Origin of the sequence: Nocardia asteroides (genome assembly GCA_019930625.1) — a bacterium.
In the GTDB taxonomy this organism is placed as follows: domain Bacteria; phylum Actinomycetota; class Actinomycetes; order Mycobacteriales; family Mycobacteriaceae; genus Nocardia; species Nocardia sputi.
Map to the genome: position 1 here is coordinate 3,754,628 of CP082844.1, position 22,762 is coordinate 3,777,389.

Sequence of the window (22,762 nt, forward strand, 5' to 3'; positions counted from 1 at the left end):
TGCGGTGATGACACACCACCATCCTCGCATCCTGGTGAAGGGCACAAGCATCCGCACTGTCCCACATAATGGGACACAAGGGGTCATCTGTTTGACTCTTCGGTTCACACCCGCTTAACGTCGTGCGCGTGAATCGAAACGAGTTGCTCGTAATCGGCCGGCGCGTCCAGCGTTGAGCCTGACACACTGAGTCGAATACGTCAGCTCGCGTTGCGACGCGCCACCCTCGATCAGCCCTGTGCTGTCGGGGGCTTTTTTATGTTCGGACTAATGTCCAGCATGGCGAAGCGCAAGACACCGCTGGCACAAATTCCGGGGTCAGAACCACAACCAGTAAGGAACGAAGACGGTGAGCGCACCTACCGCACGGCCCGGGCCCTCGGCCCGAAGGCCAGCGCCTTCGGCGAACCAGCAGGCCACGCCCGCTGCCAACCCGACCTCCGCGGCCAACCGCCGCCCGGTCCCGCCCGAGCGGGTCACCGGCGCGCAGTCGGTCGTCCGGTCGCTCGAGGAGCTCGGCGTCGACACCGTATTCGGCATCCCGGGCGGTGCGATCCTTCCCGTGTACGACCCGCTGTTCGATTCCACCAAGGTGCGCCACGTCCTGGTCCGGCACGAGCAGGGCGCCGGTCACGCGGCCACCGGCTATGCCCAGGCCACCGGCAAGGTCGGTGTGTGCATGGCCACATCCGGTCCCGGCGCGACCAACCTTGTCACCCCGATCGCCGACGCGCAGATGGACTCGGTCCCGATCGTGGCCATCACCGGCCAGGTCGGTCGCAGCCTGATCGGCACCGATGCGTTCCAGGAAGCCGACATCTCCGGCATCACCATGCCGATCACCAAGCACAACTTCCTGATCACCGACGGCATCGACATCCCGCGCATCATCGCGGAGGCGTTCTACCTCGCCTCGTCCGGCCGCCCCGGCGCCGTGCTCGTCGACATCCCCAAGGACGTGCTGCAGGCGCAGACCACCTTCAGCTGGCCGCCGGAGATGCGGCTGCCCGGCTACCGTCCGGTCACCAAGCCGCACGGCAAGCAGGTGCGCGAAGCCGCGCGGATGATCATGGAAGCCAAGGCTCCCGTGCTCTACGTCGGCGGCGGCGTGATCAAAGCGGACGCCTCCGCCGAGCTGCTGCGGCTGGCCGAGCTGACCGGCATCCCCGTGGTCACCACGCTGATGGCGCGCGGCGCGTTCCCCGACAGCCACCGCCTGAACATGGGCATGCCCGGCATGCACGGCACCGTGGGCGCCGTCGCCGCGTTGCAGCGGTCGGACCTGCTGATCACGCTCGGCGCCCGCTTCGACGACCGCGTCACCGGCCAGCTGGACTCCTTCGCGCCCGGCGCCAAGGTGATCCACGCCGACATCGACCCGGCAGAGATCGGCAAGAACCGGCACGCCGACGTCCCGATCGTCGGCGACTGCCGCGAGGTGATCGTCGAGCTCATCGAGACGCTGAAGGCCGATCCCGCCGCGGGCAATTCGCTGCCGCTGCCGTTGACCGACTGGTGGACCTACCTCGACGGCGTGCGCGACGCCTACCCGCTGGGCTGGACCCCGCCCGCGGACGGCTCGCTGTCGCCGGAGTTCGTCATCGAGGCGCTGGGTCGGCTGGCCGGACCCGACGCGATCTACTGCGCGGGCGTCGGTCAGCACCAGATGTGGGCCGCGCAGTTCATCAAGTACGAGAAGCCGCGCACCTGGCTCAACTCCGGCGGCCTCGGCACCATGGGCTACGCCGTCCCGGCGGCCATGGGCGCGAAGATGGGCGCGCCGGACAAAGAGGTGTGGGCGGTCGACGGTGACGGCTGCTTCCAGATGACCAACCAGGAGCTGGCCACCTGCGCCGTCGAGGGCGTCCCGATCAAGGTCGCGCTGATCAACAACGGCAACCTCGGCATGGTGCGCCAGTGGCAGACGCTGTTCTACCAGGAGCGTTACTCCAACACCGACCTGGGCACGCACACCCTGCGCATCCCCGACTTCGTGAAGCTCGCCGAAGCCCTCGGCTGCCACGGCATCCGGGTGGAGCGCGAGGAGGACGTCGAGGCCGCCATCCGCGAGGCGCAGTCCATCAACGACCGTCCCGTGGTGATCGACTTCATCGTCGGCAAGGACGCCCAGGTGTGGCCCATGGTGGCGGCGGGCACCAGCAACGACGAGATCATGGCCGCTCGCGGCATCCGCCCGCTGTTCGACGAGGACGAGCAGGCCGCCGAGCCCTCGGTCATCCACGCGGCGATGTCGCACGAACAGAACAAGGTGAACAACGGATGAGCACCACGCATACCCTCAGCGTTCTCGTCGAGGACAAACCGGGCGTGCTGGCACGAGTCGCGGCGCTGTTCTCCCGCCGCGGCTTCAATATCGAATCGCTGGCGGTCGGCGGCACCGAGCTGCCGGAGATCTCGCGCATGACCATCGTCGTCACCGTCGAGGATCTGCCGCTGGAGCAGGTCACCAAGCAGCTCAACAAGCTGGTGAACGTCATCAAGATCGTGGAGCAGGACTCCGACAGCTCGGTGGCCCGCGAACTGATCCTGGTGAAGGTGCGCGCCGACGCCAGCGTGCGGACCCAGGTGATCGAAGCCGTCGGGCTGTTCCGCGCGAAGGTCATCGACGTGTCGCCGGACGCGCTCACCGTCGAGGCGACCGGAACCCGGTCCAAGCTCGACGCGCTGCTGCGGATGCTCGAGCCGTACGGCATCAGGGAGATCGTGCAGTCCGGTGTCGTCGCGGTGGGCCGTGGGCCGAAGTCCATCACCGCCACTCGGTGAGATAGCGAGCGGCACACCGATGGGGCCGACCGTCCGGCGGCGGCCACACGCTAGTCTTTCTGCGATCGACGGTTGGCGTGCCGCCTCCCCGCGTACGCGGGAATGATCCCCTCCCGCTACCGCGGAGGTGATCCGATCCAGAACAACGTAAATCCGCACCGGCGAAAGCACGGTGTGCCCCGCCTCGCGCGGGGATGATCCCGGAAGGAACCACAGTGGCAGTCGAGATGTTCTACGACGACGATGCCGACCTGTCGATCATCCAGGGCCGCAAGGTCGCTGTCATCGGCTACGGCAGCCAGGGGCACGCGCACTCGCTGAGCCTGCGCGACTCGGGCGTCGAGGTCCGCGTCGGCCTGGCCGAGGGTTCGAAGTCGCGTCCGAAGGCCGAGGAGGCGGGCCTGACCGTCGGCACTCCGGCGGAGGTCTCGGCGTGGGCGGACCTCATCATGGTGCTCGCGCCCGACACCGCGCAGGCGTCGATCTTCACCAATGACATCGAGCCGAACCTGAACGACGGCGACGCGCTGTTCTTCGGCCACGGCCTCAACATCCACTTCGGCCTGATCAAGCCGCCGGCCAACGTCACCATCGGCATGGTGGCCCCGAAGGGTCCGGGCCACCTGGTGCGTCGTCAGTTCGTCGACGGCAAGGGCGTCCCGGCGCTGATCGCGATCGATCAGGATCCCAAGGGTGAGGGCCAGGCGCTGGCGCTGTCCTACGCCAAGGGCATCGGCGGCACCCGCGCGGGCGTCATCAAGACCACCTTCAAGGAAGAGACCGAGACCGACCTGTTCGGTGAGCAGGCCGTGCTCTGCGGTGGCACCGAGGAACTGGTCAAGACCGGTTTCGAGGTCATGGTCGAGGCCGGTTACGCGCCGGAGATGGCCTACTTCGAGGTGCTGCACGAGCTGAAGCTGATCGTCGACCTGATGTACGAGGGCGGCATCGCGCGGATGAACTACTCGGTGTCCGACACCGCCGAGTTCGGCGGCTACCTGTCGGGTCCGCGGGTGATCGACGCCGACACCAAGAAGCGCATGCAGGACATCCTCAAGGACATCCAGGACGGCAGCTTCGTCAAGCGCCTGGTCGCCAACGTCGAGGGCGGCAACAAGGAGCTCGAGGCGCTGCGCAAGCAGAACGCCGAGCACCCGATCGAGGTCACCGGCGCCAAGCTGCGCGGCCTGATGAGCTGGGTGGATCGTCCTATCACCGAGACCGCCTGACCTCTCGGCTGATTCGCACGGGTGGCCCGCTCCGGACTCGGAGCGGGCCACCGGCGTCTTCACGGACTTCTAGCTGCTGCCGAACATGCCTGGCGCTTGCTGCCCGAAACCCTGACCGAAGGGGCCGCCGTACTGGTTGTCGCCCCAGCCCAACAGCGGGTTGTTGTTGCAACTCCAATTCTGGAACGGACCGAAGGCGCACCGGTCGTAATACGGGTCGTACCAGGCGTGAGTGACCCCGGGTGTGCCCGGGGTGGCCGAGGCAGGCATCGCCGACACGGTCAACGGGATTGCGGTGATCGCACCGGCGACGGCCACGCGGGCCAGGGTGCGGCGTGCGCTGATTGTGGAGAACAACGTAAATCCTTTCGTTCTACGGTGAGTGTTTCGCTCACCATCCCCCCGTTGCGGGTCTGCCCACGGCCTTACCCCCGCAGACAGGTCTGGATCTACGGTCGCTGCTTCGCGGTCGCGCGCAACGACGGGCAGCGGCTGCTGTTTCACTCTTGCGCACTTGCCGCGAAAGGTCACGGGTGTTCGCGCCTTTGCGGGTGAAATCGAACCGCCGTATTAGGGGCAACCCCTATACGCGTTGCTCGCCGATCGCAGAAGCTTGTGTCTTCCCCTCGACGAGGTGATTGGCGGCGGCGCACTGCGCGGGCCCAGGCTGGTTACTCGCTCGTACCGACGGCAGCGCCTAGGGTTCTCCCGGACAACGGGGTCGAATAGCCGAGAATTCTCTGCCCGAACGGAGGGTGACCCTTGCCCGACTCGCCACACCCGCGCCCTGTCGCGACCGCCCCGAATCCGGCCTCGATCGGTCGGCGTCCCGAGGCGATCCACCGCTTCCTCGTCCAACCCGCCGACGCGGGCATCCTCGGATCGGTCGACGGCGGCAAACTCCTCGAATGGATCGACAAAGTCGCCTATGCGGCGGCGGCCCAGTGGAGCGGCCGCTACTGCGTCACCGCCTATGTCGGAAACATCCATCTCGACCGTCCGATCGCGGTCGGCGAACTGGTCGAATTGCACGCCAACCTCGTCCACACCGGGCGCACCAGCATGCACATCCTCGTGACGGTCTATTCCACCGATCCCACCCGGGTGAAGCAGGTGCAGTCGGCGCAATGCCTGACGATCTTCGTCGCGGTGGACGAGGAGAGGCGCAATGTGGAAGTCCCGCAATGGAATCCGACGACCTTGCTGGAAATGCAGCGGCATCGGCAGGCGCGGGCCAGGATTTCGGTGCGCAAGCAGATCGAGGAGGCGATGGCCGCGCAGCGGTACACCTCCGCGGGCACCGCGCCGAGCGCCACGCTGCGCTTCCTGGCAGCCCCTTCGGACATCAACTGGGGCGGCAAAGTTCACGGTGGCCGGACGATGCGGTGGATCGACGAGGCGGCGTACGTGTGCGGCGCCGACTGGGCCGGGCAGCGCGTCCTCACCTCCTACTTCGGTGGCATCCGCTTCTACCGTCCGATCGTGATCGGCCACGTCGTCGAGGTCACCGCGCGATTGATCCACACCGGCCGCGCAGCATGCATGTCAGCGTGCACGTGACCTCCACCGAGGCCCACTCCGACGAACCCGCGCTGGCGGCGCACGGTCTCGCGGTGGTCGTCGCGGTGGACGACGACGGAAAAGCGCGTGCCGTGCGCCAGTGGGAGCCGGTCTCCGAGGAGGATCGCGCCCTCGAGGCGCACGCCCGGCACTTGGTCGAACTGCGCGCGCTGGTGGAACCGTTCACCATGGCGAGCGCCGTACCCTCCGATGCCGAACCGAGCCATTTCCGAGTGCCGAGGCCGAGCTGATGCCGAGCTTGCCTCGCTAGGCTGGTTCCCTATTCCGTTGGCGGGAACGCGACCGCGTGAGGGGGCGACCATCGAGCAGCGAGGGGCAACGCAGCATCGATCGAGAAGAGCAGCGAGGATACTGGGTGCGACGGTGGCATCAGCGATCCTGGTGAGCTGCCAGCCGGGCGACGACGCGATCCCGGAGACCTTTTCCACCCCGATCCTGAATTGCGACGGCACGATGCCGATCGGCCCGCAAATGATCTCCGATCCGAGCTTCTCGAAATTCGTCGCCGGACTGGGTCTGCGATCAGACGTGCAGGTGGCCACTGGTGGAGCGAAGGTCTCGACTACTCATCCCGATGCGGTAGACCTCTCGCTCGATCTGTGCTTGCCGGGCTCGGATGGGCTGCACGAGCTGCTCACAGTGGCGACCGAGATCGCATACGCGCTCAAACAACACCCGCTCGGGTCTCGCGCAGCCACTTTATCGATCGCCCGCGTCGGCCCTGATGCCGTGAGGCGGAGGGAGGTTCGCGATCCGCACTTCCGAAGCCGCCCATGGGACAGGACGACCTCGCGGGAGGCCGAGTCGCGAACGTGGGAAGTGGTCGACGGGTAGACCGCGATGCGAAGAAGCGGATGGGTTCGAGGTCGGGTTTCCGACCGTAGACAACCTCTGGATCGTCAGGTGAAGCCGCACCTGGCTAGTCCGCATCAGCCTGCTGAAGCTCGCGAATCAGAACGTCGAACTGCGGGGCGCCAAGCCAGCTCGGGCGCAGAGTGCCGACCCGGTACCACCCCCACCGGCGATACTTGTCATACGCCCGGTGATTATCCGGGCGAACCAGCAATGTCGCGCGCCGCTCGGGCCGGAACGCGAGCAGTTCGTCATGCAGGGCGCGCGCGATACCCTTCCCGGTGAACTGTGCGCGCACCATGATCTCGCTGAACGCGAATGTGCGAGAGCCGTTCTCGGCAGTGAAGGCCGCCCGGTCGCCTTCGTCGAGCCTCAGCCCGTCCCACCACGCGGTGTGGGCGTTGAGCGGCCAACCCCACGCCTGGCCGCAGAACTCACCGTCCAAGCGGGCGATTACCAACTCGAACCCACCGGCGCGGGCAGGGTCGGTGTAGGCATCGAATCGGTGCATAAACGACTCGGGGGATTCGAACTCTCCGCCGGACTCGATCGTATCGACGTAGGAGTCGCGGAAGATGCGTTCTACTTCATCGCGGAGTTCGCGGGCCTGTGCGGCGGTGTAGTGCTGGAAGTCGATGCCGTCTGCCGCCGGGGACTGCTCGGGCTTCACGCAGGAACAACCTTCCCCGCCAGTTCGTCGAAACGGGTTGTGAACTCATCGAAACGGCCTTCTGCCGCGACGCGCACCGAATCCAGCCGGCGCAGGGTGCGAATGGAAGACACGGAACCTTCAAGGTCGGCCAGAACGGAGATCCCTTGCTCGACGGCAGCGTCGATTTCGCCGATCTCTGCTAGCGCCGTCGCCGAGCCTGCCCGGTAGCACGCCGAGTTTCGAGCTCCAGCCTGTTCCAGAACAAGGCCGGCGTGCAGGTCGGCGGACTTCGCGTAGTCGCCGAAATGTCCATATGCGCAGGCTTCGTGGTACCTGATTTCGCTGTTGTTGACGAATCGCACCCATGACGGGCATTCGTCGTGCGCCTCGTAGTCGAGCGCAAAATCGAGTTCCCGCCATGCTGTAGCGATGGATTTACCGAACGCGGCCCGGTCGCCGAGAATCCCGTACGCTTGCGCCTCGCGTGTGGCGATGAGGGCATGGATAAGGCCGGGTGCGTCGCCACGGGTGAGTTCCCGGGCGCGGTCGGAGAGGTTGAGCGCGTGATGGGGGTTCGCCTCTCCGCTGCGCTCACGGGATACCGCCAGCAGTGCGGCGTTCAAACACACGTGTACGGTGAGCGCGTCGTTGCCTGCCTGGTTCGCCAAACCGAATGCGTCGGCGTAGCAGCGACGGGCGAGTGGGTACAGTTCGGAGTCGTACGCCAGCCATCCGGCGATGGTCGCGAGTTCTCCTGTGGCGCTCATGAATGCGCGGCCGGCGTTTTCGGAGAAAGCGCACGTGTCGAGCAGGCGCTTCGCAGCTTCGAGCGCTTGGACGGCATCTTGCACCAGCGCCGCGCCGCCGATTTCCTGTTCGCGGTGGCACAGGTAGGCGGCGAAATCATCGAGTCGCCGCGCGTCGGCGACGCCGATGCGAGCCGGAGCCGCATCACCATCGGCGCTTGCCGCTAGCATTGCGGCTCCCATCAGCATTCCGAATTCGCGTCGCTTCACATCAACCTCGGTTTCCGCCGTGCTGTGTTGGCCGCCCACAACCAGGTTATCGCCCGCCGCCTCGGTGGGGCGTTGGCGAGCGAGCGGTATCGCGGCGTCGCGCAGGTCGTGGACCTCGGCTCGAAAGCGGGCACGCTGTTCGTCTGTGAGCCGAGCGAGTTCGGTGTCCAATGCGCTTGCGGAGTCATTGCGTACTGGCTTGTCCGCGGTGGCGCGCTCCCACTTGCGGATCGTCGCAACCTGAAAGCCTGTTCGTTCCGCGAACTGCTCCTGCGTCAGCCGAAGGGCCGCCGAGCGCAGCGCCTTGACTTCGACCTTCGTCCATTTGTTGACGATCATCCTCACCCCCTGATTCCCCTGCAATGCATGGTGGCGCAAGCGTATTACGTCTATGCGGCTTCTATGGCTGGGATCACATGCCGAACATGGCGAAGCTGAAGGCAGCCCCACCGCCGGGTCGAATCGGACCTACACGGACTCCCCGGCGGTGGGTGCCTACCACGTTGAACCAGGCGGAGGGACACCCGAATGAGTTCGCCGAACGACATCCAGGACACGCCGTTGTCGGTGTGCCATTTCTACCGAAAGGTGTGTGATCTGCCCGCTGAAGTAGACCCGCCGCATACGGGGCGGATCGTGATCCGAACCGGCGTTGTGTGCGGGCTGATGATGCCAGCCTTCATCGGCTCTGAAGTGAAGATGCGGATGCAGTGCCACGGCCAGCAGGTCGGCCCGATTCTGACGCATCCGCGTTCGCAAAGCTGGACATTCCTGGCGTGTGCGGACCTCCCGGACGCGATCGGGTTGTTCGCAGAGATGTCGCGGTTGCAGGTCTCCATCATCTGTGGCGGAGGGATCATTGCCCTACCTGGCCCGGGCCAGCGCCCGGGTTTTTTCCGTGCGTGGGTGCAGCCGCCGCGCGACCCGTTCCGCCCGTCCGGGACTGCCGTGATCGATGCGATTCGGGGATGTGTTGTGCAGCGTGCGAGCAAGCGGCGGGGCCTGGTGAACCATGTCTGATGGCGCGCACGGATGCGGTCCGGAATGCGAACCATGGATCACCGCAACGCATTGTGGCGTGACGAAGTTCGATCACGCGACAGGTGAACTTCTGGCAGTGCGCTGCCCGTCGAAGACCTGCTGTGACCTCGTTGTGCCGCTCACTGCAGGCCGGATCGCACCGCATGCCGCTCCGGTCGGTGTGACTCGCAGCCGGTGCCCGTGGATCGGCATGCGTGTGGTTGATGACCGCAACCCGTTCCAGACCGGAGTCGCCGAGCTACACCCGACCGATCTGTGTACTCCTGGGGAAGGGCGGTCCGAGTCGTGAACTACGACGCCCGATATGAGGCGGAAATCGACGTGCTCATGGACGTGCTGACAGCGCTCGCCAACACCGCCGAGCGACCCGCCGACTGCAATCTGAGCGAGGCCGACCGTGTGCGCCTGTTCGCCGTGGTGCTGTACGAGCTGATCGTCAGTGCGCGTAGCGTGGCCGGCCCCGACGCCGGACGGTTGTACGCCGCGCCGATCCTGGACCCGATAATCGAAGGTGTCGTCGAGGAGGTGACGCCGTTGGATCTGCTGATATCAGCGCTCCTCGTCCACCAGACCCCGACATAGAGGTGTCGAATTGCCGTGGATCGCAAAGATCGCGCCTCGATCGATCTGCGAAGATGCCTTAGTCACTCGGTCTATCGAGTCAAGAATTTTCTTCGCTCCCCGCGATCGCTGACTGATAGATAGGTAGGCGCCTAATCTCGTCAACTAGGTCTTGATACGGACGAACGCGCCGCTGTGCGACCATCCGCTCGAGGTTGACTCTAGGCAGCCAGATTCCGCCGCGCTGTGCTTCGATGGCTTGAGCGGCGATGCGAAGCTCAGGCAACGCCAGATGATATACGCAGTCGACAGCACCCGATCCGTACGCGATGAGTTTCAGCATCGCAGGACGCGGCTCCATCGTCAGAACTGCATAGTGAGGCATGTGCCCTCGGCGTAGATTGACCAGTTTCGCGCCCTGGGAGACGCAATCCTGGGCTCGGTCGGTGCGAAGGGTCCACTTAGAGGACAAGCCGACAAGCAACCGAGCCGGCGTGTTCGGCGCACTGACGGTGATGTCAATCTTGAGCATCGATTCCTCGGGCATTGTGCCCACGAGCTGAGACACAAGGCCGTGGTTCTCTTGGACGCCTTCTCTCACGGCTTGAAGGCGAACCGTGAGGTCGGTGATCGCGGGAGATGGGGGTAGCTGCTGTAGGTCTCGGAGGACGAGTTCCAGCTCGTCGGTCGGTTGGCGATATGACTTCTGGAACTGGCGAAACACGCCGAGGTGGCGGTACTGCTCGAAATCCATCGCTGGCCTGGACTGTCGAATAGCCAGGTCCGGTCGCACTGATTTCAGGTGCTCCGCAGCGGCGTTCTCCATCATCCTGCCGACATTGGGAATCTCATGTCTCCCCGGCTCTACGCCAAGAGTCTGGAACATTGCGTGACCCCATTCGATCGACCCGGCATCGTTGTTGTCAGACGTCGACGGGTTGCCGTTGCGACGGTAGCCGCAAAGTGCGGCTGCGAATGGTGCGGTCACGGTACAACCATGCCAGCTGCGAACCGGATTAGCGGCACCACCCCTCGGTCGTGGTGGTTGACGTCGACATCGGTGCGCTCACGGTGTCCTCCGTCAGCATGGAAAGCTCGGCATCAGTCCCGTGGAGGCGTGATGGCACCGTCTGTACTGAGACCGTTGCCGGTCCCTGGGTGGTGGCGGCAGTGGCACCCCGCAGGCGTACGCGTACCCGCAACGTGGCGTACTGGTCGCAGCCCACGGGGTCCATCAAGATCGACGGGATCCGAGATGCTCCCGCTCGATGAGGTTGTGCCTGTGGGGGATACAAAAGCCTCGGGAAGTCGGAAACGTCAGGAGGGCGCTATGCCTTGAGTTACGTTCCTACGGTGAGTGACCCAAGTGCGTTGTTTGAAGTTCAGACTCCATCCCAGCCTCGATCAGTCTCGAAGCCTGCTGGCGAGGATGCAGGCTTGGATGAGGTCGTAGCGTGGTTTCGAGGTCAAAAGAACCTAGAGGCGCGTTTCGCTGCGGTTTTCCGACAAGCTCTCGACGAAGTTCTCGACGGACAGCGAACCGGTCGGTTTGATATTAATCAGCTTGCGAAGACCGAAAAGACCTATCTCGGCACCAAGGTTGAGATCGTTGTACGCGCTGCCTTCGAGCTTTCTCCCGGTGACCGCATGGACTACAAAGTTGCAGGCCATGACATCGATGCCAAGTTCTCCTTGTCCGGCGGGTGGGCGATACCGACTGAAGCCATGGGGCATCTCTGCCTGCTCATGGCAGCAAATGATCACAAGGGCGTGTTCGACGTGGGCATCATGCGAATACGAGCGGACGTGCTGAACAAGGGCTTCAATAAGGATGGCAAGACAACGATCACCAAGAATGCTAGGGAGTCCATCGTCTGGTTGGCTCGAAACTCCTCCCTACCGCGCAACTTGCTGCTCTCGCTTCCGGAGAACGACGTCAAGCAAATCATGGGTGCCAGGTCAGGGCAGCAGCGGATCAATGAGTTGCTGCGTCGCGTGCAAGGAGTGATTATCGATCGCAACACGGCCGTGACGGTGGCTCAGCAGCATGACGGATTGAAGCGGTGCCGCGACGCACGTCCGGTACTGCGTCGGGAGGGTATTGCAGTCCTGGGTCATCAAAAAGACAGCCCGAGGATTGCTCGAGGGTTAGAACTGCCGGTACCGGCGAAGGGTAATTTTATCGCCGTTCGGCTTGTTCGTGTCGCCGACGGTGCTGTTGGTCGACCAGCAGTACTGATAGGTGGGCACCGCTATGTCGCAGCGCATCCCGAGGAGCCACTTGAGTACCTTCCGGACATCCTTTATTGATGCCCGTCGCACAACCGGCACGACGGCCGCCTTGACTTCTTTTTGCCCTGCTCTCCGGCCGTGCCACGCAGGTACGGCTTGAGGTGGTGAGCGATGGCCTCCGCGAGTATGGGCGGAACGGCGTTGCCGATCTGCTTTGCGACCTCGATCTTGCTGCCGCACCAACCGAACGAGTCGGGGAAGCTTTGCAGACGTGCTGCCTCATAGTGGGTGATCGGGCGATCCACGCTTCGGTCTGGATCGTGCCGGTCCCATTGAGGATGCAGGTACTGACCCTTCTCTGGCTTGTAAAACTCGGTCCGAATCGTGAGAGATGGCATATCCCACCGCATACGGCCCATGACGTCGGTCGTGCCGGTCTTCTTCTCCCTCCAGCACCGCGACAACAAGTGGTCCGGCAGATCGAATCGGCCACCGCCGGGCGGGATATGGCGATAGCGCTGCAGAGACAGGGCCGTCGGATTGCGTCCAATGTGTAGTTCCGGAGTCTTGAACACCCCTCGTACTCTCTCGCCGAAGACCTGAATCCAGGAGTCGGGCAGTTCCCGAGTCGGAGGGACCTCGGGGAGACCTGCCAACACATCACTAGTCGTATGCCAGGCTGGCTCGTCTCCCATAGAGCCAGGTCGGCGATGCGTCGGGTTCGGCAGGGGGATCGAACCGATACGTGATCCGATGACAATCGTCCGCTTGCGCCGCTGTGGAACGCCGAAGTCGGCAGCCAGCAGTAACCCGGACTCTAGGTGATACTCCTCCAACAACCCTCCAGGCCGCGCTTCGGCTTGGAGGAGGGCGAACTCGCTGGAGGAGAAAAACCGATCGACGTTCTCGATGACAAAGACCTTCGGGTGGGCGTGGCGGACGAAGCGGATGTACTCCTTCCACAGCTTGTTTCGTGGGTCGTCCACGTTCTTTGAGCCGAGGTTGGAGAAGCCCTGGCATGGGGGCCCGCCGATGACGATGTCGGCTTGCGGGATCTCGTCATCGCCTATATCGGCGATGTCGGCGTAGTGGGTGTGGCCCTCACCGAAGTTCAGTGCATAGGTTGCTGCCGCCTCCAGGTTGAACTCCACCGCCATGACGGGCTTATAGCCCTTAGCGGCCGCAAAGCCTGAGGTCATTCCGCCGCAGCCTGCGAACAAGTCGATCATCGTTAAGGATCGTGAACCCACGGTTCGAGACATTAGCCGACCCCTCCGACAATCCGCCGGATTGCCTGTACAAGTTCGCTCCAGTGATTTGCTTGCATGTCATCTCCCCAAGTCAGAGGTGGATATCCACCTCTGACTGTATCGCATGCTTCGATGGATATCCACCTGTAGGATGGTGGAACCATGCCCAGCCAACACCGCTTCCCTGCCGCGATCTACCGGGCCGACCCCCAGCTGCAACGAAGAGTGAAGATGGCTGTCAGTCAGTTGGATTCGGACGTCAACAGCCACATCGTGGCTTTCCTTCGCTGGCTGGTGCACGACACCGAAGAACTACCACCTCGACCAGCCAGGCCGGTACCGCGGATTGACGAGACAAAATGAGGGCGGGGTCCGAGATAGTGCCGCGATTCTGATTCGAACTGGTAGCTGGTCCTGAGTACTGCACCAGTGTGCGGCTGCGTCCGCTTCGCCTGTCGACGTCGCGCTCCTTGGCAACGCGAGGACCTCCGCAACACAGTTGAGGACGTTCAGGCCGACGGCGTGGTCAGCGCTGCGTTACGCAACCGCACCGTCACCGGGAGGTGGTTCACTTCCAGGGTCGCGCGCGCAACTTCGTGCACAGCAGCGCCCGGCACCAACTCCAGCCGCGCCCGCGCAACGACCGTAGCCAAAATGGCGACCGCTTCGTACCACGCGAACGGTTCGCCGATGCAGTTTCGGTTGCCGAGGCCGAAGGGCTGGTATATCCCGGATCGGGTGACGGTCGTGCGGTATTCCGGCGTCCATCGGTCCGGGTCGAACCGGGCCGGATCGTCGAAGTGCTTCGGGTTGTTGTGCAGCGTGTACGGCGAGTAGAAGAGCGTGGTGCCCGCGGGGAGTGGGACTCCGCCGAGGTCGAGTTTCTCGATCGTCTCGCGTGTGCCGAGCCAGGTGGGAGCGTATCGGCGCAGTGTCTCTGCCATCACTCGTTCGGTGTATTGGAGACGCTGGATGTTGTCAGCGGTTACCGGGCCGCCGCGCAGCACCTCGGCGACTTCCTCTTCGACTCGCTCTCGCACGTCCGCGCGCCGCGCCAACTCGTAGAAGGCGAAAGCCATGGTGTTGGCTGTGGTTGCGAAACCCGCGGCGTAGAGCGTCATCACCTCGTCGTGGAGTTCTCGATCGGTGAGTCCGGTGCCGTCGTCGAAACGGGCTGTGAGCAGCATCGACACCAAGTCGCCGTAATCGGTTTCGCCTGCTCGGTATTCGGCGATGATGCGGTCGATCGCATCGGAGAGCCTGCGCACTGCGGCGTCGAAAGTGCGGTTGCGCAGTGGGATGTGCGCCAGCCACGGCAGCATGGTGCGTTTCGGTAGCTCGTCGACGATCACCGGAAACGAACGCAGCGACTCCGCGACCACCGCTTCGCCGAGTTCGCTGGCGAACAAAGCCTTCGCGACGATCCGCATAGCCAGCACCCGCAACCGGTCATCGAGCTCCAATCGCGCGCCGTCACTCCAGCCGTCCACCATGGCATCGGCTTCCTGCTGCATGATCCGCACATAGTCGGCGATCTTCTCGTGGTGAAAGGCCGGTGCCATCAGGCGGCGATGCCGCAGGTGCTTGGGCTCGGCCGACACCGACAGACCATCGCCCAGCAGTGCGCGCATGGCCTCGAAGAACGCCCCCTTCTCGACGCTGTGCGCCTCCTTGCCGCGCAGCAACGAAACGATCAGCTCCGGCGCGGTCACCAGGTAGGCGTCTCTGCTGCCCAACCGGATGCGCGCCAACGGCTCCGGCGCCCGGTGCAGCTCGGCGAAGAATTCCAATGGCCTGCGTCGTAGGGTCAGGCCGTGACCGACGACCGGCCATGCTCGCTGGACCGGGCGGCCGACAGCCGTACGCGTACTCATGAAGGCCCCTCGTGAGAGTTCCTTCGCCATTTTCGCTTACCTGTTCGCGTTTGTCGCGGCCGTCGACAGTGAGTGCCGGGATGTCGCGCGGAGGACGTTGGGATAGGGTTCGGCGGGAGGTTCGGGGATGAGTTTCAGGCTGGCGGCATACGCCGTCTGCATCGAGGATGGACGGGTGCTGCTCGTCCGTTACGTACCACCGAGGGGCGAGACCAACTGGACTCTTCCGGGCGGTGGGGTCGAGCACGCGGAGGACCCGTTCGACGCGGTGACCCGAGAGCTCGCTGAAGAAACCGGCTGCCACGGGGTGGTCGAACGTCTACTCGGCGTGGACTCGAGGGTAATTCCCGCGGCAGCCGCGCATGCCGGATCCGAGCACCAGAATATCGGCATCTTCTACCGGGTCCGCGTTACCGGCGGGCGACTGCGGCATGAGCCCAATGGTGAGACCGCCGAGCCGATCTGGACCCCGATTCCCGATGTCGCCTGGCTGCGCCGGTCATCACTGGTCGACATCGGTCTGGCGCTGGCTCGGACCGCTCCGGCAACCGGCCATGTCGCTCCCGTCCCGGTCGGCGGCTTGATCCAGCATTGAAGCGCTGCCAGCCTCTCTCGGGTCTTCCCGGCGACCTCTCAACGCCGGACTTCAGCTATCTCGACAGCCCGGCCGTCCCGCCGAGACAGATCGCAGGCTTCGGCAACGTAGAACGCCTCCAATGCGTCGGCCGGAGGGCAGGGATTCTCGAGTTGACCGGTCGCGACTTCGATGAACGCCGCCAATTCGTCGGCATAGGCCAAACGGAACCGCTCCATGAAACCCCCATAGGGGGGATAGAGGGAGGGGCTGTGGTCGGGTTCGACGGAAGTCAGCGGCGCGCGGTCGTCCAGTCCGACAATGGCGTTCCCCTCGGAGCCCAACGCCTCGAGCCGGACGTCGTATCCCGCCCCGTTGTAGCGGGTCAGCGACACGGTCGCGAGGGTTCCGTCGTCCAGGCGCAACAGCACGGCGGCGGTGTCCACGTCGTCTGCTTCGGCGAAGAACGGCGCACCCCGGTTCGCCCCGAGCGCGAACACCTCGGTGACCTCCCGCCCCGTCACCCACCGGATGATGTCGAAATCGTGCACCCCGCAGTCGCGGAAGATGCCGCCTGAGCGCGGGATGTAGTCGGCGGGCGGCGGAGAAGGGTCGAGGGTGGTCGCGCGCAACGTATGCAGCCAGCCGAGTTCGCCCGACCGGACGGCGTCGCGGGCGGCTCGGTAGCCGGCGTCGAAGCGGCGTTGGAAGCCGATCTGGACGGGAACGCGGGAGTCGCGGATGTGGTCGACCACGGCGAGGGTGCCGGTGATGTCGGCGGCCACGGGCTTCTCACAGAAGACGGGGATGCCCGCGTCGACGGCGCGGATGATCAGGTCGGGGTGGGAGTCGGTGGCGGTGGCGATGATCAGGCCGTCGAGGTCGGCGGCGAAGAGGGCGTCGAGGTCGGGGGCGAATTCGATGCCGAGGTCGGTGGCGGCGGCGCGGGCGCGGTCGGGGACGGCGTCGGCGACCAGGACGGTGGCCACGTTCGGGAGTTTCCTCAGGGTAGCGGCGTGCGAGGTCCCGATGCGGCCGGTTCCGGCGAGGCCCAGCGTGACGGCTCGGTGGGAGGACATCGGCTCTCCTTCAGGGGGAATCGCGACGGGCATCAGGGACGGTTCGGCGTGGGGCGGTCGTGGTGGCGCGAACGATGAGCGAGGGTTCCACTCGGCGGCGGACCGGTGTGGTGCGGCCGTCGCGGAGGCGTTCGGCGAGGGCGTCGATCGCGAGGCGGCCCATCCGGATGCGCGGTTGGTCGATGGTGGTCAGCGCGACGTGCCGCAGGGCGGCCAGCGAGGTGTTGTCGTAGCCGACCACCGAGACGTCCTCCGGCACCCGCAATCCCGCTTCCTCCAGCGCGGACATCGCCCCCACGGCGTTGAAGTCGTTGCCGCACACCAGCGCCGTGGGAAAGTTGTCGTGGGAGAACAGGTTCAGCAGTTTGCGCACCGCGGCCATGCCCGCGGAGTCGGTGTGCTCGCTGGGCACGACCATCGGTTCCAGGCCGTGGCGTTGCATGGCGGCGCGGTAGCCCTTGCGGCGCGGCGCGGAGGTGAAAGCGCCGCCGCCGTCCATGTGGACGATGCGCCGATGCCCGAGCGAGACCAGGTGATCGACGGCGAGGGCGGCGCCTGCCTCGCCGTCGTCGGTGACAGTGTCGACAGCGGCGACGGTGGAGGAGCGGGAGACCAGCACCAAGGGAGCTTGGTGCGCCGCTGCGCGAATGGCGGCGGCGGGCAGGATGGGGGACAGCAGGATGACGCCGCCGGGCCGGAAGGAGAGCAGGCTCTCCAACGCGGTGCGTTCGCGCGCTGCGCTGCGCCGGCCGGTGTTGAGGATCAGTTCGAGGCCGGATTCCCGCGCGGCGGCGTCCATGCCCTCGACGACATCGGCGAAGAAGGCGTTGCGCAGGTCGGAGACCATGACGCCGACGATGTTCGAGGTACGGCTGGCCAGCGACCGGGCCATGAAGTGCGGTTGATAGCCGAGGTCTTTCGCCGCGTCCAGCACGGCGCGGCGGCGGTGCTCGCTGACCTTGGGGGAGTTGCGCATGACGAGTGAGACCAGAGCGCGGGAGACGCCCGCGCGGGCGGCGACGTCCTCCATGGTCGGGCGTGCCATGTCGCCTCCGTTCCCGTCCTCCGAGCCCTGCCGGGTCGGACGATACAAGGTGGGTGGGAGCGAGGCAATAGAGCGCTCTAATCGGACTCCCCGGACACCGCTACTCAGTCAAATCCGAAATATCCGCAGGTAGTGACGCTTTGGGTAATGAATAGGCGGCTCTTGACACGATATGACCTGCGTTACATAGTTGGAGCGCTCCAACAGAGCGCAGTCAACTCGACGTCGAAGGTCGGAGTGCCGATGACCGAATCCCTCTCCCCACTGCGCATCGCGGCCGCGCCGATCTCGTGGGGAGTCTGCGAGGTCCCCGGCTGGGGCCACGTGCTCGACGCACGCACCGTCCTGTCGGAGATGGCCGCGCTCGGCCTGACTGCCACCGAGCTCGGACCACCCGGCTACCTGCCGGGCGACCCGGGTGAACTGCGTCGGCTGCTCGAGAACTTCGGAATCGCTCCGGTCGGCGGGTTCCTCGCCGTCGTGCTGCACCGCGATCGGCAGTCGGCCCTCGCGCACGCCGAGCGCACGGCGGCGTTGCTGGCCGCCACGGGTGCGGAAGTCCTCGTGCTCGCCGCCGCGACGGGTCTCGGCGGATACGACGAGCGCCCGCGCCTCGACGACGCAGAATGGCGGGCCTTGGTCGACGCCTCCCGCGCCATCCGCGATGCCGCCGCCGCGCACGGCCTGCGCACGGTACTGCACCCGCATGTCGGCACGCACGTGGCGAGCGAGGCCGAGGTCGAGCGGTTCCTCGCCGATTCCGACCTCGACATCTGCCTGGACACCGGGCATCTGCTCATCGGCGGCGCCGATCCGGTCCGGCTCGCGCGGCGACATGCCGAGCGGATCGGGCACATCCATCTCAAGGACGTCCGTGGCGCGCTGGCCGAGGAGGTCCGCGCCGGAACGCTGGAGTACAGCGCGGCCGTGCGCCGTGGGCTGTATGTCCCACTGGGTGAGGGTGACGTCGATATCGCGGCACTCGTGCGCACCGTGCAGGCCACGGGCTATCGGGGCTGGTACGTGCTGGAGCAGGACACCGCGCTGTGGCCGGGCGACTCGGCGCGGCAGGCGAGCATCGACACCGGGCGCAGCTTGCGCCGTCTCGCGGACATCGCGCTGGCCGCGGCCGGGATCTAGAGGAAGCGACGAGGATGTTTTCGAGACCGCAACGCGGCGCGAGCGCGGGACGGCGGCGTTCGAGCCGCCTGTTGCCGTGGATCGCCACGGCCGCTCTTTTGGCCGCGTGCAGCGGTCCCGGCGCCGACGCGCCCGCCCCTACCCAGCCGCCTGTCGCCGCCGGGACGGTGAGATCGGTAGCGGTGGTGACCCACGGCAGCCCCGGCGACGCGTTCTGGAATGTCGTCAAGAACGGCGCGGAGGCCGCGGGCGAGGATCTCGGTATCCGGGTGGAGTACAACGCCTCCGGTGATCCGGGGCAGCAGGCGAAGCTGATCGACAACGCGGTGGCCCAAGGCGTCGACGGCCTCGTCGTCTCCATGGCCAATCCCGAAGCGCTTCGCCGATCCGTGGAAAAGGCGCTGGCCGTGGGTATTCCGGTGGTGACGATCAATTCGGGCGAATCCGAGAGCGCGAAGTTCGGCGCGTTCGTCCATGTGGGGCAAAGCGAGTCGCTGGCCGGGCAGGCCGCGGGCAAACGGCTCGCCGAGGCCCGGCGCACGAAGATGCTGTGCGTCATCCACGAAGCGGGCAATATCGGCGCGAACGAGCGCTGCGCGGGCGCGACGAAAGCGTTCGGCACCGCGGTCACGCTCCAGGTGGACATCAACAATCCGACCGACGCGCAGTCGAGGATCAAGGGCGCGCTCGAGGCCGACCGGTCCATCGACGCGGTCCTGACGTTGAACTCACAGGTCGCGGCGCGGGCCGTGGACGCCGTCCGGGAGGCCGGTTCGCCTGCCGCCGTAGCCACGTTCGACCTCAATTCCGAAGTGGTGGAGGGGATTCGGGCCGGAAGGCTGCTGTTCGCGGTCGATCAGCAGCAGTACGAGCAGGGCTACCTGCCGATCGTGCTGCTGCGGCTGTACCGGACGAACCTGAACACCGTCGGAGGCGGCGCGCCGGTGCAGACCGGGCCGGGCTTCGTCGACAAGAGCAATGTGGAAGCCGTCGCCGCGCTCGTCGCGCAGGGCACGCGCTGAGGTCGGGAGCCGAGGAAAATGACAGCCACCACAGAGACGTCCGAGAAGGCGCACGAGGGACTTTCACCGCTCCAACGTCTGGCCGTGCGGCCGGAGATCGGCGCGGCGCTGGGCGCACTGCTGGTATTCGTGTTCTTCTCCCTCGTCACCGACCGGTTCCTCAGCCCGCTCGGCGTCGCGACCTGGCTGGACGACGCCTCCACGCTGGGCATCATGGCGGTGGCCGTGGCGCTGCTGATGATCGGCGGCGAGTTCGACCTGTCCGCGGGCGTGATGACCGCCTCCACGGCGCTGGTCACCGCGTTGCTCGCGGTGCACGCCGGATGGAACGTCTGGTTCGCCCTACTCGCTTCGCTGGCGTTCGCCTTGGCCGTCGGCGCGTTCAACGGCTGGGTGGTGATGCGCACCGGCCTGCCCAGTTTCATCGTCACGCTGGGCACCTTCCTCGCCCTGCAGGGCCTGAACCTCGGCGTGACTCGGCTGGTCACCGACACGGTGCAGGTGTCGGGAATGCGCAGCGCGGACGGCTACCAGTCGGCGGGTTGGGTGTTCGCCTCGACGCTCGACATCGGGGACGCGCACATCCAGGCCTCGGTGGTCTGGTGGATCGTGCTCACCGCGATCGCCGCGCTCGTCCTGGTCCGCACCAGGTTCGGCAACTGGATCTTCGCCGTCGGCGGTGCGCTGCCCAGTGCGCGCGCGGTCGGCGTGCCCGCCGATCGCACCAAGATCCTGCTGTTTATGGGCACCGCGTTCGCGGGCTGGGTGGTCGGCTCCTGCAACATCCTGCGGTTCGCGAGCGTGCAGGCCAACCAGGGCGTCGGGCTCGAACTGCACTACATCATCGCCGCGGTGGTCGGGGGGTGCCTGCTCACCGGCGGCTTCGGCTCGGCGGTCGGCGCCGCGATCGGCGCGCTGATCTTCGGCATGGCGCGCCAGGGCATCGTGTTCGCCCGCTGGGACAGTGACTGGTTCATGCTGTTCCTCGGTGTGCTGCTGCTGGCGGCGGTGCTGGTCAACAACAGATTCCAGAAACGAGCCGAAAGGGTGCGCCGATGACTCCCCTCATCGAGGCTGTGGACCTCGGCAAGAGTTACGGCGGTGTCGTCGCTCTGCGCGAGGTGTCCACGGTGGTGAAAGCGGGCGAGGTGACCTGCGTGCTCGGCGACAACGGCGCGGGCAAGTCGACGCTGATCAAGATCCTGGCCGGGGTGCATCGGCACGACCGCGGCGAACTGCGCGTCGAAGGAGTACCGGTCCGGTTCGCATCACCACGCGAGGCCTTGGATCGCGGTATCGCCACGGTCTATCAGGATCTCGCGGTGGTGCCGTTGATGAGCGTGTGGCGCAACTTCGTGCTCGGCTCCGAGCCCACCTTCGGCTACGGCCCCTTCCGGTTGCTGGACCGCAAGAAGGGCTGCGAGATCGCGCGAACCGCATTGGCGGACATGGGTATCGAGATTCGCGATCTGGAACAGCCGGTCGGCACGTTGTCCGGTGGCCAGCGGCAATGCGTAGCCATCGCACGGGCCGTTCATTACGGCGCGAAGGTGTTGATCCTCGACGAGCCGACCGCCGCGCTGGGCGTGAAACAGGCCGGGGTGGTGCTGAAGTACGTCGTGCAGGCGCGTGAACGCGGACTCGGTGTCGTGCTGATCACGCACAACCCACACCACGCCTACCCGGTCGGTGACCGGTTCCTGCTGCTGAAGCGGGGCGCGGTGCTCGGTTCGTACGAGAAATCGGAGATCGAACTGCCGGAACTGACCCGACAGATGGCGGGCGGGGCGGAACTGGAGGCGTTGCAGCACGAATTGCGGCGCGTGGTGACGCCGTGAATACGCCAGGAGGCGAGTTCGTGACCGAACTGGAGGCGTTGACCGTCGGCCGGGTCGGGGTGGACTTGTATCCCGAACAGAGCGGCGTCGCTTTGGCGCAGGTGCGTAGTTTCGCGAAATCGCTGGGCGGCACCGCCACCAACGTCGCCGTGGCGGCTGCCCGGCTCGGCCGTCGTTCGGCGGTGCTGACGAAGGTGGGCCCCGACGGCTTCGGCGACTTCGTGCGCACGGCGCTCGAGGACTTCGGCGTGTCGTCCCATTACGTGACGACCGCGCCGGACCTGCAGACGCCCGTGGTCTTCTGCGAGCTGATGCCGCCGTCGGATCCGCCACTGCTGTTCTACCGTGCGCCGGTCGCGCCGGATCTCACCATCACCGCGGATGACGTGCCCTGGGAAGTCGTGGACGCCGCGCCGCTGCTGTGGGTCACGGGCACCGGAGTGAGCGCGGAACCGGCGCGCGGCACGCAGCGGGAGATGCTGCTGCGGCGCGCTCGACGCGGGCACACGGTGCTCGACCTGGACTACCGGCCGATGTTCTGGCCCGACGTCGACACCGCTCGGGCCGAGATCGGGTGGATGGTCGACCACGTGAACGTGGTGGTCGGTAACCGCACGGAGGCCGAGGTGGCAGTGGGCACCGCCGACCCGGACGCGGCGGCCGATCGGCTGCTCGACCGTGGGGTGCGCCTGGCGGTGATCAAGCAGGGCGGCGACGGCGTGCTGGTGGCCACCGCCGAAGAACGCTGGACGGTGCCGCCGTGCCGGGTGGACGTGGTGTGCGGGCTGGGTGCGGGCGACGGTTTCGGCGGCGCGCTGATCCACGGCCTGCTCTCGGATTGGGACCCACAGCGCGTCGCCACCTACGCCAACGCGGCGGGCGCGCTGGTCGCCGCGCGTCTGGCCTGCGCGGATGCGATGCCCACGGCGGCGGAGATCGAGGAATTGCTGTGCGGCTGAACCGGCGTGGAAATCGAGGAACCACTGTGCGGC

General features: G+C 65.9%; 21 protein-coding genes and 1 pseudogene. 14 read left to right on the plus strand and 8 right to left on the minus strand.

What is annotated here, in order from left to right:
- The first annotated feature begins 349 nt into the window (after positions 1-349).
- The 3 genes from K8O92_17185 (at position 350) to ilvC (ending at position 4,013) form a co-directional block, all read left to right on the plus strand.
- Positions 350-2,284 carry an acetolactate synthase large subunit gene (locus tag K8O92_17185; protein UAK29756.1) on the plus strand — a complete coding sequence of 645 codons (1,935 nt, stop codon included), beginning with the start codon at positions 350-352 and terminating at the stop codon, positions 2,282-2,284.
- Complete coding sequence (gene ilvN, locus K8O92_17190) at positions 2,281-2,784, plus strand: acetolactate synthase small subunit (GenBank protein ID UAK29757.1); 504 nt, start codon at positions 2,281-2,283, stop codon at positions 2,782-2,784. Before K8O92_17185 ends, ilvN begins: the two co-directional genes overlap by 4 nt.
- A 227-nt stretch (positions 2,785-3,011) precedes the next feature.
- Positions 3,012-4,013, plus strand: coding sequence for a ketol-acid reductoisomerase (ilvC, locus tag K8O92_17195; GenBank protein ID UAK35749.1), 1,002 nt, complete (start codon positions 3,012-3,014; stop codon positions 4,011-4,013).
- 69 nt (positions 4,014-4,082) lie between these two features.
- Here the strand turns inward: ilvC and K8O92_17200 are convergent, their stop codons facing one another.
- Positions 4,083-4,370, minus strand: coding sequence for a hypothetical protein (locus K8O92_17200; GenBank protein ID UAK29758.1), 288 nt, complete (start codon positions 4,368-4,370; stop codon positions 4,083-4,085).
- A gap of 459 nt (positions 4,371-4,829) precedes the next feature.
- Between K8O92_17200 and K8O92_17205 the strand changes: the two are divergent.
- Positions 4,830-5,824 (plus strand): annotated as a pseudogene (locus tag K8O92_17205) (acyl-CoA thioesterase).
- Positions 5,825-5,957: 133 nt separating this feature from the next.
- Positions 5,958-6,428, plus strand: a complete 471-nt coding sequence (locus K8O92_17210) for a hypothetical protein (GenBank protein ID UAK29759.1) — start codon at positions 5,958-5,960, stop codon at positions 6,426-6,428.
- Positions 6,429-6,513: 85 nt separating this feature from the next.
- On the opposite strand, the gene K8O92_17215 is transcribed toward K8O92_17210, so the two are convergent.
- Positions 6,514-7,116: a GNAT family N-acetyltransferase gene (locus tag K8O92_17215; protein UAK29760.1), complete on the minus strand. Its 603-nt coding sequence runs from the start codon at positions 7,114-7,116 to the stop codon at positions 6,514-6,516.
- Positions 7,113-8,453, minus strand: a complete 1,341-nt coding sequence (locus K8O92_17220; GenBank protein UAK29761.1) for a hypothetical protein — start codon at positions 8,451-8,453, stop codon at positions 7,113-7,115. Before K8O92_17220 ends, K8O92_17215 begins: the two co-directional genes overlap by 4 nt.
- 189 nt (positions 8,454-8,642) lie before the next feature.
- Here K8O92_17220 and K8O92_17225 point away from each other — a divergent pair, with 189 nt between their 5' ends.
- Positions 8,643-9,134 carry a DNA-directed RNA polymerase subunit beta gene (locus K8O92_17225; GenBank protein ID UAK29762.1) on the plus strand — a complete coding sequence of 164 codons (492 nt, stop codon included), beginning with the start codon at positions 8,643-8,645 and terminating at the stop codon, positions 9,132-9,134.
- A 306-nt stretch (positions 9,135-9,440) separates the two neighbouring features.
- Positions 9,441-9,737: a hypothetical protein gene (locus K8O92_17230; GenBank protein UAK29763.1), complete on the plus strand. Its 297-nt coding sequence runs from the start codon at positions 9,441-9,443 to the stop codon at positions 9,735-9,737.
- Positions 9,738-9,816: 79 nt separating this feature from the next.
- Here K8O92_17230 and K8O92_17235 read toward each other — a convergent pair whose 3' ends face one another.
- The gene (locus tag K8O92_17235; protein ID UAK35750.1) at positions 9,817-10,542 is read right to left on the minus strand and encodes a type II site-specific deoxyribonuclease; all 726 of its coding nucleotides are present in this window, start codon (positions 10,540-10,542) and stop codon (positions 9,817-9,819) included.
- A 611-nt stretch (positions 10,543-11,153) separates the two neighbouring features.
- Between K8O92_17235 and K8O92_17240 the strand changes: the two genes are divergently transcribed.
- Positions 11,154-12,026, plus strand: coding sequence for a restriction endonuclease (locus K8O92_17240; GenBank protein UAK29764.1), 873 nt, complete (start codon positions 11,154-11,156; stop codon positions 12,024-12,026).
- Here K8O92_17240 and K8O92_17245 read toward each other — a convergent pair.
- Positions 12,020-13,210, minus strand: a complete 1,191-nt coding sequence (locus K8O92_17245; GenBank protein UAK29765.1) for a DNA cytosine methyltransferase — start codon at positions 13,208-13,210, stop codon at positions 12,020-12,022. The two genes, K8O92_17240 and K8O92_17245, sit on opposite strands and share 7 nt — an antisense overlap.
- 497 nt (positions 13,211-13,707) lie before the next feature.
- Positions 13,708-15,072 carry a cytochrome P450 gene (locus K8O92_17250; protein UAK29766.1) on the minus strand — a complete coding sequence of 455 codons (1,365 nt, stop codon included), beginning with the start codon at positions 15,070-15,072 and terminating at the stop codon, positions 13,708-13,710.
- Positions 15,073-15,199: 127 nt separating this feature from the next.
- On the opposite strand from K8O92_17250, the gene K8O92_17255 reads away from it, so the two are divergent.
- Positions 15,200-15,667, plus strand: coding sequence for an NUDIX domain-containing protein (locus tag K8O92_17255; GenBank protein UAK29767.1), 468 nt, complete (start codon positions 15,200-15,202; stop codon positions 15,665-15,667).
- Positions 15,668-15,705: 38 nt separating this feature from the next.
- On the opposite strand, the gene K8O92_17260 is transcribed toward K8O92_17255, so the two are convergent.
- Positions 15,706-16,725 (minus strand): Gfo/Idh/MocA family oxidoreductase, encoded by a 1,020-nt coding sequence (locus tag K8O92_17260; protein ID UAK29768.1) that lies wholly within the window; start codon positions 16,723-16,725, stop codon positions 15,706-15,708.
- A gap of 10 nt (positions 16,726-16,735) precedes the next feature.
- Positions 16,736-17,770, minus strand: a complete 1,035-nt coding sequence (locus K8O92_17265) for a LacI family transcriptional regulator (GenBank protein ID UAK29769.1) — start codon at positions 17,768-17,770, stop codon at positions 16,736-16,738.
- A gap of 243 nt (positions 17,771-18,013) precedes the next feature.
- Here K8O92_17265 and K8O92_17270 point away from each other — a divergent pair, with 243 nt between their 5' ends.
- The 5 genes from K8O92_17270 to iolC are packed head-to-tail and all read left to right on the plus strand — an operon-like array spanning position 18,014 to position 22,729.
- A complete protein-coding gene (locus K8O92_17270; protein ID UAK29770.1) occupies positions 18,014-18,910 on the plus strand; it encodes a sugar phosphate isomerase/epimerase in 897 nt (298 codons plus the stop codon).
- A 14-nt stretch (positions 18,911-18,924) separates the two neighbouring features.
- Positions 18,925-19,932, plus strand: a complete 1,008-nt coding sequence (locus K8O92_17275) for a sugar ABC transporter substrate-binding protein (GenBank protein ID UAK29771.1) — start codon at positions 18,925-18,927, stop codon at positions 19,930-19,932.
- 18 nt (positions 19,933-19,950) lie between these two features.
- The gene (locus tag K8O92_17280) at positions 19,951-20,991 is read left to right on the plus strand and encodes an ABC transporter permease (protein ID UAK29772.1); all 1,041 of its coding nucleotides are present in this window, start codon (positions 19,951-19,953) and stop codon (positions 20,989-20,991) included.
- The gene (locus K8O92_17285; GenBank protein UAK29773.1) at positions 20,988-21,770 is read left to right on the plus strand and encodes an ATP-binding cassette domain-containing protein; all 783 of its coding nucleotides are present in this window, start codon (positions 20,988-20,990) and stop codon (positions 21,768-21,770) included. The genes K8O92_17280 and K8O92_17285 overlap by 4 nt, the downstream gene beginning before the upstream one ends.
- A 20-nt stretch (positions 21,771-21,790) precedes the next feature.
- The gene (gene iolC / locus K8O92_17290; GenBank protein ID UAK29774.1) at positions 21,791-22,729 is read left to right on the plus strand and encodes a 5-dehydro-2-deoxygluconokinase; all 939 of its coding nucleotides are present in this window, start codon (positions 21,791-21,793) and stop codon (positions 22,727-22,729) included.
- Positions 22,730-22,762 lie beyond the last annotated feature (33 nt).

Bases quoted from the DNA above. Each gene is read 5' to 3' on its own strand.
- ilvN (UAK29757.1), top strand. From the start codon at position 2,281: ATGAGCACCACGCATACCCTCAGCGTTCTCGTCGAGGACAAACCGGGC.
- ilvC (UAK35749.1), top strand. From the start codon at position 3,012: ATGTTCTACGACGACGATGCCGACCTGTCGATCATCCAGGGCCGCAAG.
- K8O92_17220 (UAK29761.1), bottom strand. From the start codon at position 8,453: ATGATCGTCAACAAATGGACGAAGGTCGAAGTCAAGGCGCTGCGCTCG.
- K8O92_17225 (UAK29762.1), top strand. From the start codon at position 8,643: ATGAGTTCGCCGAACGACATCCAGGACACGCCGTTGTCGGTGTGCCAT.
- K8O92_17235 (UAK35750.1), bottom strand. From the start codon at position 10,542: ATGGAGAACGCCGCTGCGGAGCACCTGAAATCAGTGCGACCGGACCTG.
- K8O92_17245 (UAK29765.1), bottom strand. From the start codon at position 13,210: ATGTCTCGAACCGTGGGTTCACGATCCTTAACGATGATCGACTTGTTC.
- K8O92_17250 (UAK29766.1), bottom strand. From the start codon at position 15,072: ATGAGTACGCGTACGGCTGTCGGCCGCCCGGTCCAGCGAGCATGGCCG.
- K8O92_17255 (UAK29767.1), top strand. From the start codon at position 15,200: ATGAGTTTCAGGCTGGCGGCATACGCCGTCTGCATCGAGGATGGACGG.
- K8O92_17260 (UAK29768.1), bottom strand. From the start codon at position 16,725: ATGTCCTCCCACCGAGCCGTCACGCTGGGCCTCGCCGGAACCGGCCGC.
- K8O92_17265 (UAK29769.1), bottom strand. From the start codon at position 17,770: ATGGCACGCCCGACCATGGAGGACGTCGCCGCCCGCGCGGGCGTCTCC.
- K8O92_17270 (UAK29770.1), top strand. From the start codon at position 18,014: ATGACCGAATCCCTCTCCCCACTGCGCATCGCGGCCGCGCCGATCTCG.
- K8O92_17275 (UAK29771.1), top strand. From the start codon at position 18,925: ATGTTTTCGAGACCGCAACGCGGCGCGAGCGCGGGACGGCGGCGTTCG.
- K8O92_17280 (UAK29772.1), top strand. From the start codon at position 19,951: ATGACAGCCACCACAGAGACGTCCGAGAAGGCGCACGAGGGACTTTCA.
- K8O92_17285 (UAK29773.1), top strand. From the start codon at position 20,988: ATGACTCCCCTCATCGAGGCTGTGGACCTCGGCAAGAGTTACGGCGGT.